This window comes from Nocardia sp. NPDC005978, from assembly GCF_040614455.1.
GTDB lineage: Bacteria > Actinomycetota > Actinomycetes > Mycobacteriales > Mycobacteriaceae > Nocardia.
The window spans coordinates 1-14,188 of the sequence record NZ_JBEXUS010000008.1; the positions used below are offsets into that span (position 1 = coordinate 1).

General features: G+C 69.6%; 12 protein-coding genes and 1 pseudogene. 10 read left to right on the forward strand and 3 right to left on the reverse strand.

The window, feature by feature from the left end; translation table 11 throughout:
- Both ABZ319_RS05160 and ABZ319_RS05165 read left to right on the forward strand, forming a co-directional pair.
- Positions 1 to 989: pseudogene (locus tag ABZ319_RS05160) on the forward strand (hypothetical protein); the annotation flags it as partial.
- Positions 990 to 1,015: 26 nt separating this feature from the next.
- Positions 1,016 to 2,800, forward strand: coding sequence for a hypothetical protein (locus tag ABZ319_RS05165; RefSeq protein WP_354985042.1), 1,785 nt, complete (start codon positions 1,016 to 1,018; stop codon positions 2,798 to 2,800).
- 241 nt (positions 2,801 to 3,041) lie between these two features.
- Here ABZ319_RS05165 and ABZ319_RS05170 read toward each other — a convergent pair whose 3' ends face one another.
- Positions 3,042 to 5,099, reverse strand: coding sequence for a glycoside hydrolase family 15 protein (locus tag ABZ319_RS05170; protein ID WP_354985043.1), 2,058 nt, complete (start codon positions 5,097 to 5,099; stop codon positions 3,042 to 3,044).
- Positions 5,100 to 5,164: 65 nt separating this feature from the next.
- Here ABZ319_RS05170 and ABZ319_RS05175 point away from each other — a divergent pair, with 65 nt between their 5' ends.
- Positions 5,165 to 5,401, forward strand: coding sequence for a hypothetical protein (locus ABZ319_RS05175; protein ID WP_354985044.1), 237 nt, complete (start codon positions 5,165 to 5,167; stop codon positions 5,399 to 5,401).
- Between the two features lie 151 nt (positions 5,402 to 5,552).
- Entirely contained in the window at positions 5,553 to 5,810 is a 258-nt protein-coding gene (locus tag ABZ319_RS05180; RefSeq protein ID WP_354985045.1) for a hypothetical protein, read from the forward strand.
- A 16-nt stretch (positions 5,811 to 5,826) separates the two neighbouring features.
- Here the strand turns inward: ABZ319_RS05180 and ABZ319_RS05185 are convergent, their stop codons facing one another.
- Positions 5,827 to 6,885 (reverse strand): M48 family metallopeptidase, encoded by a 1,059-nt coding sequence (locus ABZ319_RS05185; RefSeq protein ID WP_354985166.1) that lies wholly within the window; start codon positions 6,883 to 6,885, stop codon positions 5,827 to 5,829.
- A 65-nt stretch (positions 6,886 to 6,950) separates the two neighbouring features.
- On the opposite strand from ABZ319_RS05185, the gene ABZ319_RS05190 reads away from it, so the two are divergent.
- The 5 genes from ABZ319_RS05190 to ABZ319_RS05210 all read left to right on the forward strand — a co-directional run bounded on the left by ABZ319_RS05190 (position 6,951) and on the right by ABZ319_RS05210 (position 11,006).
- Positions 6,951 to 7,040 carry an Ms4533A family Cys-rich leader peptide gene (locus ABZ319_RS05190; RefSeq protein ID WP_324192512.1) on the forward strand — a complete coding sequence of 30 codons (90 nt, stop codon included), beginning with the start codon at positions 6,951 to 6,953 and terminating at the stop codon, positions 7,038 to 7,040.
- 195 nt (positions 7,041 to 7,235) lie between these two features.
- Positions 7,236 to 8,276, forward strand: a complete 1,041-nt coding sequence (locus ABZ319_RS05195; protein ID WP_354985046.1) for a sulfate ABC transporter substrate-binding protein — start codon at positions 7,236 to 7,238, stop codon at positions 8,274 to 8,276.
- A gap of 35 nt (positions 8,277 to 8,311) precedes the next feature.
- The gene (cysT, locus tag ABZ319_RS05200; RefSeq protein WP_354985047.1) at positions 8,312 to 9,208 is read left to right on the forward strand and encodes a sulfate ABC transporter permease subunit CysT; all 897 of its coding nucleotides are present in this window, start codon (positions 8,312 to 8,314) and stop codon (positions 9,206 to 9,208) included.
- Complete coding sequence (cysW, locus tag ABZ319_RS05205) at positions 9,205 to 10,014, forward strand: sulfate ABC transporter permease subunit CysW (RefSeq protein ID WP_354985048.1); 810 nt, start codon at positions 9,205 to 9,207, stop codon at positions 10,012 to 10,014. The genes cysT and cysW overlap by 4 nt, the downstream gene beginning before the upstream one ends.
- Entirely contained in the window at positions 10,011 to 11,006 is a 996-nt protein-coding gene (locus tag ABZ319_RS05210) for a sulfate ABC transporter ATP-binding protein (protein ID WP_354985049.1), read from the forward strand. The genes cysW and ABZ319_RS05210 overlap by 4 nt, the downstream gene beginning before the upstream one ends.
- Before the next feature lie 193 nt (positions 11,007 to 11,199).
- Here the strand turns inward: ABZ319_RS05210 and ABZ319_RS05215 are convergent, their stop codons facing one another.
- Complete coding sequence (locus tag ABZ319_RS05215; protein WP_354985050.1) at positions 11,200 to 12,333, reverse strand: CobW family GTP-binding protein; 1,134 nt, start codon at positions 12,331 to 12,333, stop codon at positions 11,200 to 11,202.
- A 107-nt stretch (positions 12,334 to 12,440) separates the two neighbouring features.
- Here ABZ319_RS05215 and ABZ319_RS05220 point away from each other — a divergent pair, with 107 nt between their 5' ends.
- Positions 12,441 to 14,147 (forward strand): PucR family transcriptional regulator ligand-binding domain-containing protein, encoded by a 1,707-nt coding sequence (locus ABZ319_RS05220; protein WP_354985051.1) that lies wholly within the window; start codon positions 12,441 to 12,443, stop codon positions 14,145 to 14,147.
- Positions 14,148 to 14,188: the final 41 nt, after the last annotated feature.

A 14,188-nucleotide genomic window follows, 5' to 3' on the forward strand; every position in this document is an offset into this window, starting at 1 on the left:
CGCCCGTCGCCCCGGTCGCGCCGGTGGCCCCCGCCGCCCAGATCGCGCCCGTCGCTCCCGTGGTGCCCGCCGTGGTCGCCCCGGTCGCGGTCGCGCCGGTCGCCGTGGCCCAGCCCGTGGTGACCACCCCGTTGCAGACCACCATTCAGCCGGACGCGGCGACCCAGCCCATCGCGAATCTGCTGAGCATGCCCGGCCAGTCGCCGCTGACCGCGCCCGCCGCGATCGCGCCGACCCTGTTCGATCACGGCCGCCCGCCCGCGCTGACCACGACCAAGCCGGGGGCGCACGACGATTCGGGCACCGTGGTCGCGAAACCGTTGCCGGTCACCGACATTCCCGGTTCCACCGTCCCCTCGGTCAGCGTGCCGACCAAGGACCCGGTGCTCACCACCGCGCCGTCGCTGCCTTCGGTGACCAAGCCGCCGGTGGTGACCGATCCGGCCACCACGAAACTGCCCGCCGTCACCCTGGTTCCGCCGACCACCGCGCCGGAGGTGACCACCAAGCCCGATCCCTCGGACAACGACGGGGTCACCACCCGCCCGAGCGTGCCCAGCGACGACAGCACCCCGCCGACCACCCGGCCGCACGACGTGGACACCGGGCCGTCCCATCAGCCCTCGGTCAGCAATCCGACCAAGCCGCCGGTGGTGACCGATCCGGACGGGACGGTCCCGACCGTCGCGCCCACCGTGGACGTGCCGACCCATCAGCCGAGCGTCTCGCTGGATCAGCCCGCCCCGACGGTGCCGACGGTCAACCCGATGACCACCCAGCCCAAGCCGGTGCCGGATCTGCCCAAGCCGGCCAAACCGGTTGCCGAGGTGCAGGATTCGAGCCACGGGCTGCTGCCGGTCGCGGCGGATGCCGGACTGCACTCGCCCTACCTGCTGCACGACGGCGGGCTGTCGACCCACCTCATGCCCGAGACCTTCGCCGAGACGCACTACGAGGTACACGGCGTATACGACCACGCGCTGCTGTGAGCGGCGCCGAACACAACAGAATCGCTGTGAAGAACCCCGATGCGATGGGCCCGCTGCTGGGCCTGCTCGACGAATTGCTCGAGCCGGTGCACACCGCGGGACGGGCCGACCTGGCCGGGCGGCTCGGTGTCGCCCGGGCCCGGCTCGCCGATCCGCGGGTGCGCCTGGTCGTGGTCGGTGAGTCCAAGAGCGGGATGAGCACGCTGGTCAACAGCCTGGTCGGCACGCCGGTGAGCGCCACCGAGGGTCAGCTGAGCGTGCCCGTGGTCGCCGAGTACGGCGAACAGGCCACCGCGACGCTGGTGCGCGTGGCCGCGGGCGGCCGGGCCGAACGACAGGTCGTGGATGCCGAATACGCGCTGAACGCACTGTCCGAGGGCGTGATTCGCGCCGAGTACACCGCGCCCAGCCCGCTGCTGGCCGAGGGGTTCGTGGTGCTGGACGCCCCGGGCTCGCCCGCCGAGACCCCGGCCACCTGGTCGCTGCTGGCGGTCGCCGACGCGGTGCTCTACGTCGCCGACGCGGTGAAGCCCTTTACCGCGGATCAGATCAACCAGCTCAAGCGCATTCAGCAGGTGTGCCCGACGGTGATCTGCGTACTGAACAAGATCGACCAGTATCCGCAGTGGCCCCAGGTGCAGCAGCACGACCGCCGCCTGCTCGACGCCGCCGAACTGGCCTTCGCGGTGGCGCCCGCCTCCGCGCGCCTGCACCAGCAGGCCATGACCTCCGGCGATCAGCAGCTGGATCTGGAATCCGGTGTGCCGCAACTGCTCGATCATCTGCGCGACTACGTGCTCGGGCGCGCCGACGTGGTCGCCGCGGAGGCGGCCGTGCGCGACATCGGGCTCATCACCGATCACCTGGCGCTGTCGCTGCGCACCGAGGCCGAGACGCTGCGCGATCCGCGCCGGTACAGCGTCATCACCGAACAGCTGCGCCGCACCCGCGAAGAAGCCGAGCAGCTGCGCCAGCGCTCGGCCAACTGGCAGGTGACCCTGGCCGACGGCGCGGGCGAGCTGATGGCCGATACCGAACACGATCTGCGGCATCGCCTGCGCAGCCTGATCCGCGACGCCGAGGCCGACATCATGCAGCGCGATCCGGCGCGGCGCTGGCCCGAGTTCGGGGCCGAGCTGGACGCCAAGATCTGCGAGGCGGTGGAGGAGAACTTCGTCATCGCGCACTACCGCTCGGTCGAACTGGCCGAACAGGTGGCCGCGAAGTTCCCGGACCGGGGCATCCCGACACCCGAACTGCGCCTGGACAATCCGGGTGAGGTCGGCGCGGTGCTGGAGCCGGTGGCGCCGATCGATACCCTGGACAGCGCCAAACCCAGTGTCACGCAGCAGGCTTTGAGCGCGCTGCGCGGTTCCTACGGCGGCATCCTCATGGTCGGCCTGGCCACCAGCCTGCTGGGCATGTCCCTGGTCAACTGGTACTCCGCGGGTGCGGGCGTACTGCTGGGCGTCAACGCGCTGTGGGACGACCGCAAAGCCCGTCGCCAGCGCCGTCAGGCCGAGGCGAAGGTGGCCGTCGCCCGGCTCATGGACGATGTCATCTTCCAGGTGAGCAAGGAATCGCGCTACCGCCTGCGCGGCGTACAGCGCAGTCTCCGTGACCATTTCACCGAGATCGCCAACGAGACGCTGCGCTCGGTGGACGCCTCGCTGCGCGCGGCCGAGGAGGCCGCGGCCGTGCACTCGGGCCAGCGTCGCGAACAGCGCCTCACCGAGATCGAGACCTCCCTGGTCCGCCTGCGCGACCTCCGCGAACGCGCCGACACCCAGGGCGACGCGCGCCCCTATTGATCGAGGGCTCGACAGACCACGGAACCGGCTGCGATGCGGCCGGTTCCGTCGTTTCGAACCGGGGTCGGCCCATTGCCGATGGTCGGCGCAACCGCTCGAAGAGGCGGGGCCACCGGACTCGCCCCGTGTTCAGCAGGCCCGGTTCGGGCGGGTGTGGGTCCGCTAAAGGGTCGCGCCCGACCCGGTCATCGGTGTTCTGCGCCCGGGCCGTACGGCCCGGGCGGGGTTCACCCGCCCGGGCTCAGCGGCTCGGGTGAGCCGGGTGGAACTGGCCCGCGGTGTGCGACTCCTCGGCCCTGATGACGTGCATGACGGCGTTGATCTGGGCCAGGTGGGTGAAGGCCTGCGGGAAGTTGCCCAGGTGCCTGCCGGTGCGGGTGTCGATCTCCTCGGCGTAGAGCTTGAGCGGGCTGGCGTAACCGAGCAGGCGTTCGCAGAGCGCGCGGGCGCGATCCAGTTCACCGATCTCGACCAGCGCCGAGACCAGCCAGAACGAGCAGATCGTGAACGAGCCCTCCTCGCCCATGAGGCCGTCGTCGGTGGTGTCGGTGCGATAGCGCAGCACCAGCCCGTTCTCGGTCAGCTCGTCGGCGATGGCCAGCACGGTGGCGCGCACCCGGTGGTCGGTCGGCGGGAGGAAGCGCAGCAGCGGCACCAGCAGCAGTGAGGCGTCCAGGGTGTCGCTGCCGTAGGACTGGGTGAAGACCCCGTCGGCGTTGACGCCGTGATCGAGGATGTCCTGGTGGATCTGATCCGCGATGTCATGCCACTTCTTGGCGTAGTCGTACTCCCCGTGCCACTCGGCCAGTTTCGCGCCGCGGTCCAGCGCCACCCAGCACATGACCTTCGAGGAGGTGAAGTGCTGCGGCTCGCCGCGCACCTCCCAGATGCCGCGATCGGGCTCGGTCCAGTTGTCGATCGCCGCCCGCACCTGTCGTTCGAGCATGGGCCACAACGTTTCCGGCACCTGCTGGCGCGACTTCACGTGCAGGTACACCGAATCCAGGATCGTGCCCCAGATGTCGTGCTGGTCCTGGTTGTACGCGCCGTTGCCGATGCGCACCGGCTGCGCGCCGTCGTAGCCGGACAGGTGCGGCAGCTCGGTCTCGGTGATCTCGCGTTCCCCGCCGATGCCGTAGAGCACCTGCAGCGGCAGGGTCTGCCCGTTTCCGTCGGTGGTCACATCGTGCAGGAAGGCGAAGAAATCGTCGGCGTCGCGATCCAGTCCGAGGGTGTACAGGCCCCACAGCGCGAAGGTGGAATCGCGTACCCAGGTGTAGCGGTAGTCCCAATTGCGTTCCCCGCCCGGTGTTTCCGGCAGCGAGGTGGTAGCAGCGGCCAGCAGCGCCCCGGTCGGGGCGTAGGTCAGACCCTTGAGGGTGAGCGCGCTGCGCTGCAGATAGCCGCGCCAGGGATGATCCGGGAAGCGGCCCAGGGTGATCCACTGCCGCCACGATTCGATGGTGGTCCACATCTTCTGCGCCGCGTCGGCGAAGGTGCGCGGCGGCGGCAGCTCGTCCGACCAGGACAGCGCCACGAAGGCTTCGTCGCCCTCCTTCATCCGGGTGCGCACGCGCGCCTCGCGGCCCTCGAGGCCCAGGCGCAGATCGGTGGTCAGGGTCAGGTTGGCCACGCCCTCGACGTTGCAGGTGGCCGTTGCCTGTTCGTACACGTCGCCGCTGTACTCCCAGCGCGCGGGCGCACGGTGGTAGTCGAAGGCGGGTTCACAGCTCACCTCCAGCTCGACCACGCCGTTCACGCATTTCACGGTGCGCAGCAGCATGTGCTCGGCGGACCAGTCCATGGGGGTGCGGCGGTGGGTGCGGCTGCGTTCCTCGTTGTCGTGCCAGGGGCCCAGCACCAGTGCGTCGCGCACGATGATCCAGCCGGTCTCGGTCTGCCAGGTGGTCTCCACGATGAGCCCGCCGGGCAGATAGCGCCGCGCGGCGGGCACGCTGCGCCCGTACGGCCCGAGCCGGAAGTGCCCGGCGCTGCGGTCCAGCACGGCCCCGAAGATGCTGGGGGAGTCCGGGCGCGGCACGCACATCCACTCCACCGCGCCGTTGCGGGCGATCAGGCAGTTGGTCTCGCAGTCGGACAGGAACGCGTAGTCGTCGATGGGCGGGAACGGGGATTTGTGGGAGGTGCCGCCGGCGACGGACGGCAGGTAGTCGTCGCCGATCGAGGCGTCGGGCCGTTCCACGGCGTCCCGGGGCGGGCCGATCGTCACCGCGTCGAGAGCGGGGTTGTCACCGCGGCGGGGCTTGTCGTCGTACTCCGGTTCGTCGAAGGACTCCATGCCACCATGATCGGTCCGATCGGCCCGAATCGTCCACCATCGACTCGTCGGCCTAGGCTGATGTCGTGCATCGGATCGCAGGATGGTGGGACGGCGTCGAGTTGTGGGTCGCCGGTCTGCCCTTCGTCCCCCAGTTCGCCGTGGTGCTCGTCACGGTGGTGCCGGTCTGTTTCGTCATCGCCTACGTTCTCGACCGGGTGCTGCGCTTTGCGCTGCATGCGCTGGGCCGGGATCGCGTGGCTGTTCAGGAGGCCGCGGCGCCCGCCGCCACGCCGCGTCGTTTGAAGAAGGAAGCCGCCTGATGCCGCGTTCACGCGTCCAGCTCGCCCTGATCGCGCTGCTCGTCCTGCTGGTCGTCGCCTGGTTCTTCGCGCGCTGATTTCGCCGGCCGTTCATCGGGGGAATCGGACTTCACTCCCTGCCGGGTGAATGCTGCGCGTACGCTGCTGCACCATGTCAACCGATGAAGGCTTGGAACTCGACACGCTGCTGCTGTCCGAAGAGGATTTCGAGGACGAGCCGCGCCTGATCGCCACCCACCTGTGCGGCCCCGACGATGCGCTGGAAATGGTCAAGGCGGCGCAGCTGCTGGGCCTGGGCGTCCGGCTCGCCAACCGCATCCGCCCCGACGAGGACGATACCGAGACCGCCACCGAAGAGTGGATTCTCGACATCCTGGAGACCCCGCCGGTGGTCGAGGGCGACGAATAGTCACCCCCGCCGTCGGTCAACTCACCTGACCGTCCCGCCATTCGCTGAACCGTTTGCCGATCTTGGTGACGGTTTCGCCGACCTCCTGACCCACCGTGCCGACCGTGGCCGCCGCGTCGCGGCCCAGGTTGCGCACGGTGCGGATCAGCGGATCCTCCGACTGGTCGAAGTTCGCCCGGTACGACCGTGCCGCCTCGCGCACCTGATCGCTGACCTTCGCGGTCTTGTCCTGGTCGCGATGCGGGTAGCGCCCGTCCAGAATCCGGTCGTAGTCCCCGCTGGTGATCCAGCGGCGCAGCTCGGCCGCGCGCAGCACCGAGAACGGGTGCGTCTGCAGTTCCAGATTCAGCAGTTTCAGCACGCCGTCGCGCAGGTCGCCGGAGCGCGCGTAGTCGTCGGCCTGGGCCAGGAACGCCGCGTGGCTCATCTCGTCCACGCGGGAGCCGCCCGCCAGCTTCATGTGCACGCGCACCGAGGCTTCCACGTCCTGCCCGACGAGCAGCCCGGCGCGATCGCCGGACAGCTCGGATTTGCGGCTCCACTCCATGAGCGCGGCCACGATGGCCCGTAATGCCCAGCCGCCCACCGGCATCCAGCCGACGTTGGAAGCCAGCCGCATCAGGTGCATCAGCATGGTCCGGTACACCGCGTGCCCGGACAGCGCGTGCCCGAGCTCGTGCCCGACCACGAAGCGCAGTTCCTCCGGATCGAGCAGATCCAGCAGGCCGGTGGTCAGCACGATGAACGGCCGGTCCATGCCGATGGTGAAGGCGTTGGCGTGCGGATCCTGCAGGACGAACATCTCCGGCGTGGTCCGCGCGTCCAGGATGCGGACGGCGTCCTGGCGCAGGTGATGCACCTGTTTGAACTGGCGTTCGTCCACCCGGACCGCGGTCGCCAGGTACAGCAGCCGGTGCTGTCGCTCGGCCAGCAGACCGGAGAGTGTGCGCAGCACCAGGTCGAAGCCCGACAGCGAGCGCAGCATCACCAGCGCTGTCCGGTCGGCCGGGTGTTCCCAAGCGCGCGTGGATATTCCGGGAAATTCCCGGCGGAGTCGTGCGGGACTGGTCATGATCTTCCCCCGTGTGCAGGTTCACAGTGAGTCGCGACGTGTCGCGTTGCTCTGCTACAGTCTGCCGCGTGTCGTCGAGTGTTGTTCCCCAGGTCCGCCATGAATTGGCGTTGATCGCTGTGGGCTGCCTCGTGGTCGCGGACATTCACTGTCGTTGATCGCTGACCGAACACCGCCGCACATCTCTTCAGTAGACTGGCGCGCGCACCTCCGTGGCCTGTGTTCGAATCCCGGCGGACCCTCCCGGGTCTTCGCGTCACCGTCCCTTTGTCCGGGGACGGGTCTACGGCAGTACGAATCTTCTTCCCGTCGAGCATCTTTCGCGCGACGGGCCCCCGGAAAGGTCCACCCAGATGTCCCCCAGCTCGCGGCTCTCGCGCCGTTCCCTCGCTGTCGCCCTCACCGCGGTCGCCGCCACCGTCCTGACCGCGTGCAGCGGCGGCGCGAGTGACTCCACCGACGAGAGCGTGGCCGACGGCAGCGGCGGCACCATCAACCTCTACGCCTACGCGGTTCCCAAGCCCGGCTACGACAAGGTTGTCCCGGCCTTCAACAAGACCGACGCCGGCAAGGGCGTGCAGGTCCAGCAGTCCTACGGCGCCTCGGGCGATCAGTCCCGCAAGGTCAAGGACGGCGCCGAGGCCGACCTCGTGAACTTCTCCGTCGAGCCCGACATCACCCGCCTGGTGGACGCCGGTCTGGTCGACGCGAGCTGGAATGCCGACGCCAACAAGGGAATTCCCTTCGGCTCGGTCGTGTCCATCGTGGTGCGCAAGGGCAACCCCAAGGGCATCAAGGACTGGGACGACCTGCTGAAGCCGGGCGTCGAGGTCGTGACCCCGAACCCGTTCTCCTCGGGCTCGGCCAAGTGGAACCTGCTGGCCCCGTACGCGGCCAAGAGCGAGGGCGGCAAGAACCCGCAGGCCGGTCTGGACTACCTGTCCAAGCTGGTCTCCCCGGAGCACGTGAAGGTGCAGCCGAAGTCGGGCCGCGAAGCCACCGAGACCTTCCTGCAGGGCACCGGTGACGTGCTGCTGAGCTACGAGAACGAGGCCATCTTCTCCGAGCGCAAGGGCGACCCGATCGAGCACATCAACCCGCCGGTCACCTTCAAGATCGAGAACCCGGTCGCCGTGATCAAGAACGGCAAGAACGCCGCCAAGGCCACCGCGTTCAAGGACTTCCTGTTCACCGAGGCCGGCCAGCGCGCCTGGGCCGAGGCCGGCTTCCGCCCGGTCGATCCGAAGGTCGCCGCCGAGTTCGCCAAGGACTTCCCGGCCCCGGCCAAGCTCTACACCATCGCCGACCTGGGCGGCTGGAAGACCGTGGACAAGGAGCTCTTCGCGCAGGGCACCGGCAGCGTCGCGATCATCTACGACAAGGCGACCAAGTAGTCGAGTGACCTGAAGCACAAGCGATACTCGATACCGTGAGTGACAGCAGCACGAACGCCGGGACCGTCTCCGGTCCCGGCGTTTCGCTAACCAAGAAACCCGCGAAACGCGGCCGCGATCCGCGGTCGTGGCTTCGGGTGACCGGCTCGGTCGGTCCGCTCGGCATTGCCACGGCGGTGCTCTGGCTCAGCATCATGGTGCTGCTGCCGCTGGCGGCGCTGACCGTCAATTCCTTCGAGGACGGCTGGTCCGGCTTCTGGGACGCGGTCACCGCGCCCCGGGCGATCGACTCGCTGAAGGTGACGATCTTCGTCTCGATCATCGTCGCGCTGATCAACGTCTTCATGGGCACCCTCATCGCCTGGGTGCTGGTGCGCGACGAGTTCCCGGGCAAGGGGATCGTCAACGCGCTCATCGACCTGCCTTTCGCGCTGCCCACCATCGTGGCCAGCATCGTGCTGCTGTCGCTGTACGGGCCGCAGAGCCCGGTCGGCGTCCATCTCAACGCCACCCAGCCCGGCATCATCGTGGCGCTGGCCTTCGTGACGCTGCCCTTCGTGGTGCGCTCGGTGCAGCCGGTGCTCATGGAGGTCGACAAGGAAGTGGAACAGGCGGCCGCGTCGCTGGGCGCGGACAACTGGACCACCTTCCGTACCGTGCTGCTGCCGACGCTGGCCCCGGCCATCATCAGCGGCACCGGGCTCGCCTTCGCCCGCGCCATCGGCGAATACGGCTCGGTGGTGCTCATCGGCGGCAACATCCCGGGCACGACCCAGATGACCTCGCAGTACATCCAGCAGCAGATCGAGGTCGACCGGCCGGTCAACGCCGCGGCGGTTTCGGTTGTGCTGCTGGCGATTTCCTTCCTGACCCTGCTGGTGCTGCGCGTCTTCGCCGATCGCACCGCGCGAAAGGAGCAGGAGGCGCGATGAAACTCGCTCCCTGGGCCCGTATCTCGCTGCGCACGGTCGCGCTGAGCTACCTGGCCGTACTACTGGTGCTGCCGCTGGTGATCATCCTGTGGCGCACCTTCGAACGTGGAATCGGCGCGTTCTTCGACTCGATCACCACCCCCGCCGCGCAGTCGGCGTTCCAGCTGTCGCTGATCATCGTGGCCATCGTGGTGCCGGTGAACGTGATCTTCGGCGTGCTCACCGCCATCGCGCTGGTGCGCGGAAAGTTCCCCGGCCGCAACCTGGTTCAGGGTCTGGTCGATCTGCCGTTCGCGGTGTCGCCGGTCGTGGTCGGTGTGTCGCTGATCCTGCTGTGGGGTGTGCACGGCTGGTTCGGCGGTATCGAGAACCACGGCATCAAGGTGATCTTCGGCCTGCCGGGCATGGTGCTGGCCACCATCTTCGTCACGTTGCCGTTCGTGGTGCGCGAGGTCGAGCCGGTGCTGCACGAGATCGGCGACGATCAGGAACAGGCCGCGGCCACCCTGGGCGCGTCGCGGTGGCAGACCTTCTGGCGCATCACCCTGCCCGCCATCCGCTGGGGCCTGACCTACGGCGTGGTGCTCACCGTGGCGCGTTCGCTCGGTGAATTCGGCGCGGTCATCATGGTGTCCACCGGTCTGCCCGGTGTGTCGCAGACCCTGACGCTGCTGGTGCACGGCCGCTACATCGACGACCACAACACATTCGGCGCATATAGCGCGGCGACCCTGCTCATGGCCATCGCCATCGTTGTCCTTCTCCTGATGACACTCCTCGAACGCAAGCGGGGCACTGCCAAATGATCACCGTGACCAACGCGAACAAGAACTACGGTTCCTTCGCCGCTCTCGACGACGTCAGCCTGGAGATCCCCTCCGGTGAGCTGACCGCGCTGCTGGGCCCGTCCGGTTCGGGCAAGTCGACGCTGCTGCGCTCGATCGCCGGCCTGGAATCGCTGGACAGCGGCGTGGTGGTGATCGCGGGCAAGGACGTGACCCGGGTGTCGCCGCAGAAGCGCGACATCGGGTTCGTGTTCCAGCACTACGCGGCGTTCAAGCACATGACCGTGCGCGACAACGTGGCCTTCGGCCTCAAGATCCGCAAGCGGCCCAAGCCGGAGATCAAGAAGAAGGTCGACGACCTGCTCGAGATCGTCGGCCTGGACGGCTTCCAGCACCGGTACCCCGCGCAGCTGTCGGGCGGTCAGCGTCAGCGCATGGCCCTGGCCCGGGCGCTCGCGGTGGACCCGCAGGTGTTGCTGCTGGACGAGCCGTTCGGCGCGCTCGACGCCAAGGTGCGCGCGGATCTGCGGCAGTGGCTGCGCCGCCTGCACGAGGAAGTGCACGTCACCACGGTGCTGGTCACGCACGACCAGGAAGAGGCGCTGGACGTGGCCGACCGGATCGCGGTCATGAACAAGGGCCGCATCGAACAGGTCGGCACCCCCGAGGACGTGTACGACCGTCCGGCGAACGATTTCGTCATGTCGTTCCTCGGCGCGGTGGCCAAGCTCAACGGCCACCTGGTCCGCCCGCACGACATCCGCGTCGGCCGCGACCCCAGCATGGCCCTGGCCGCGCACGAGGGCACCGCGCAGTCGGCGGGCGTCACCCGCGCGACGGTGGAGCGCGTGGTGCACCTGGGCTTCGAGGTGCGCGTGGAGCTGCGCAACGCGGCCACCGGCGACCTGTTCACCGCCCAGGTGACCCGCGGCGACGCCGAGGCCCTGCACCTGGCCGACGGTGAGACGGTGTACGCCCGTGCGACGCGGATTCCGGAGCTCCCGGTTTCCTGAGGCATGTCCCGAAGGCCCGGCCGCGACTGAACCGTCGCAGCCGGGCCTTTCGCTATGGGTCCGGCGGGCAAGTTACCGAGGCGTGGAAAACTCGGTCGCCGTGCGAGGTTCGAGTCCGGGTGCACTGACACTGTTCCCATGTCGACCGGTCGGAGCAAGGAGTCCGGTGAGATGTGCCCTGCGGGTTGGGGACTCAGCTGTCGGCTGACTCCAAGTCGGCGGGGGCGTACCGCCACAGGGGGAGGAGGGCGTTCTCGTCCAGCGGGGTGGGGTCGGTGTGAACGGTGGACTCCAGGCGCGAGGTCGCGTCGGCGGAGTTCAGGGTCGTGCCGATCAGGACCAGATCGGTGGTGGGGGGTTCGTGGCGGGGGCGTGGGGTCGGGGTGATCGTGATGTGGCGGCCGACCATGTGCAGGACGAACTTTCGGGGGTCCTCGGGGACGGCGAAGGACAGGACGCCCTTCGCCCGGAACAGGCCGGCGGGCGGGTCTTCGAGGAAGGCGATGAGGGAGCGGGGGTTCAGGGGAGCGGTGGAGGTGAACGAGACGCTGGTGTAGTCGTCGTGCAGGTGGCGGTGACCGGGGTGGGTGCCGGTGCACGAGTGACCTTCGGCGCCATGGGATTCCGCGTCGTGGCAGGCGGCCGGGTCGAGGGGGAGTCCGTGGTCGTCGTCGGCGGCGAAGATCAGTTCGTCGAAGCTGAGTTGCTCGCCGACGCGGGGCTCGCGCGCGTCGCGGGTGGGGATGTCGAAGAGCAGGCCGGGGTCGAGGTGGCCGCGGGTGGTGGCGTAGACGGGCACCTGGCCGACCAGGTCGGTGATCTCGGTGCGCAGCGTGTGCAGGGCCTCGGGGGTGACTCGGTCGGACTTGTTGAGGACCACCAGATCGGCCATGCGCAGGTGGGTGGCGAGTTCGGGGTGGCGGGCGCGGGACTCGGCAAAGTGCTCGGCGTCGACGACCTCGACGAGCCCGCCGTAGCGGATGCGCGGGTTCTCGCTGTTGATCACCATGCGGATGAGGTTGCGCGGTTCGGCCAGCCCGCTGGCCTCCACCACGATGACGTCGATCTTCTGCTTCGGATGCGAGAGCTTGGTGAACAGGTCGTCGAGTTCGGTGACGTCGACCGCACAGCACACGCAGCCGTTGCCGAGCGAGACCATGGCATCCACCTGGCCCGCCACCAGCATGGCGTCGATGTTCACCGCGCCGAAGTCATTGACCACCACGCCTATTCGCAGATCGCGATTGCGCAGCAGGCGGTTGAGCAGGGTGGTCTTTCCCGCGCCGAGGAATCCGGCCACGATCAGGACAGGGATGCGCCGACTCACCCGGCCACCCTACCGAGGGGCTGTGCGCCGCCCGCAGCATGGCGGAAACGGGCCGGAAATACCGGCGTCCTACCGTGGCGGACATTCGACCGAATCGGAGGTGCGCCGTGCGGGTACGGGACATTCTCGACGCGCCGCAGCTGCGTATGCGGCTGTTGCACGGGGACGAGGCCGCGCTCGAACGGCAGGTCGCCCGCGTGTGCACGACCGACATGCCCGATCCGCGGCCGTTCGTCACGCCGGGCGCGCTGGTGTGCACCGGGCTGGTGTGGCGGCACGCGCCGGGTGACTCGGACCGCTACATCGAGATGCTCGACGCGGCGGGCGCGGCCGGTGTGGTCGCGGGCCGCGCGCTGCACGGGCACGTGCCCGAGGACGTGGTGGCCGCGTGCGAGCGACGCGGCCTGCCGCTGCTGGCTTCCCCGCAGAGCGTGCCCTTCAGCCGGGTCGTCGAACATCTGGCGGAGCAGGCCGCCGAGGCGCGCTGGGGGCGCGTGCGATCGGACGCCGAACAGCAGCGCAGGCTGCTCGCCGCGGTGGCGGGCGGCAGCGACATCGGTGAGCTCCTCGCGGACGTCGCCGCCGCCCAGCGGATCTCGGCCTGGCTCGTCACGGCCACCGGCCGCGTCGTCGCCGGCACCGCGCCCCTGACGGAAGACGAACTCGACCCCGTGGTCGCCACCGCCCTCGGCGCGCCCCGCCTCCCCGCCGTCACCGCCGGGGCGATGCGAGTACTCCAGGTCGGCACGGGCGACCGAATGACCGCCTGGTACCTGGTGATTCGCCCCTCGACCCCCGACCCTGCCCCCGTGGCCGCGGATCTGGCCGCAGTAGCCGAGCTCTACCGCCGCCGCGCCGCCGACCGCCTGCACCTGGACTGGGAACTGACCGACCGCTTCCCCGCCCCCCACACGGATCGACCCGCCGCGTCGACGGTCGCGCTGGTCTGCGAGGTCCAGCTGCCCGGCGCCCACGTCGCCGCCCCTCCGTTCCCCTTCGGGGCCGGCCCGGGCCTCTCCGACGGTGATCCGAGGAATGCGCCGGGTCGCGCGCCCGACAGCACGGGAATCTCGCTCGGCCGCGCTCCGATTCGCACACCCGGTGGCGGGGGGACCGTGCCCGGTGGTGATTCGGGAGGTGCGCACCCCGCTGATCCGGGCCACGCGGCCGAGGCGGGCCGAGACAGCTCACGCGAGGGCGCCGACGTGGTCGCCGTCGTCCGCGCCGTGCTGCACGACGCCCTGCCCGGGATCACGACGAGCGTCGACCACGAGGGCCGCCTCGTGGGGGTGTGCGCCGGAGCGCAGGACGAGGTCGTCCGGGCCCTGCGCCGCCGCCTCGGGCGATTGACCCCCGCGCTCAACGGGATTCGTTTGACCCTCGGTGTCAGCGCCAGGCAGCCCGGCGAATCGATGTCGGGGGCCGTGGCCGCCGCGGCGGCCGCCGCCACCGTCCGCGACGACGAGCGCCCGATCGCCGTCCGCGCGGCCGACCTCGACACGGCCGCGGATCTTTTCACCGCTGTCCCCGGCGGCCTGCGCCGCCGCTTCGCCGAACGCGTGCTCGGCCCCGTCCTCGACTACGACCGCAAGAACAACGCCGGCCTGCTCGACACCCTCGAGGTCTTCCTCGCCTGCGAAGGCTCCTGGCGCGAGTCCGCCGCCCGAATGCACCTGCACCTCAACACGGTTCGCTACCGGATCGGCCGCGTAGCGGACCTGACCGGCCGCGACCCGAACCGCCTCGACGACCGCCTCGACCTCTACCTCGCCGTCCGGACCCTCTCGGGCCGGGCAGCCCTCGCCGAGAAGTGAGGGCCCTAACTCGGCGGGTCGCACGAGCGCGAAGCATGCTG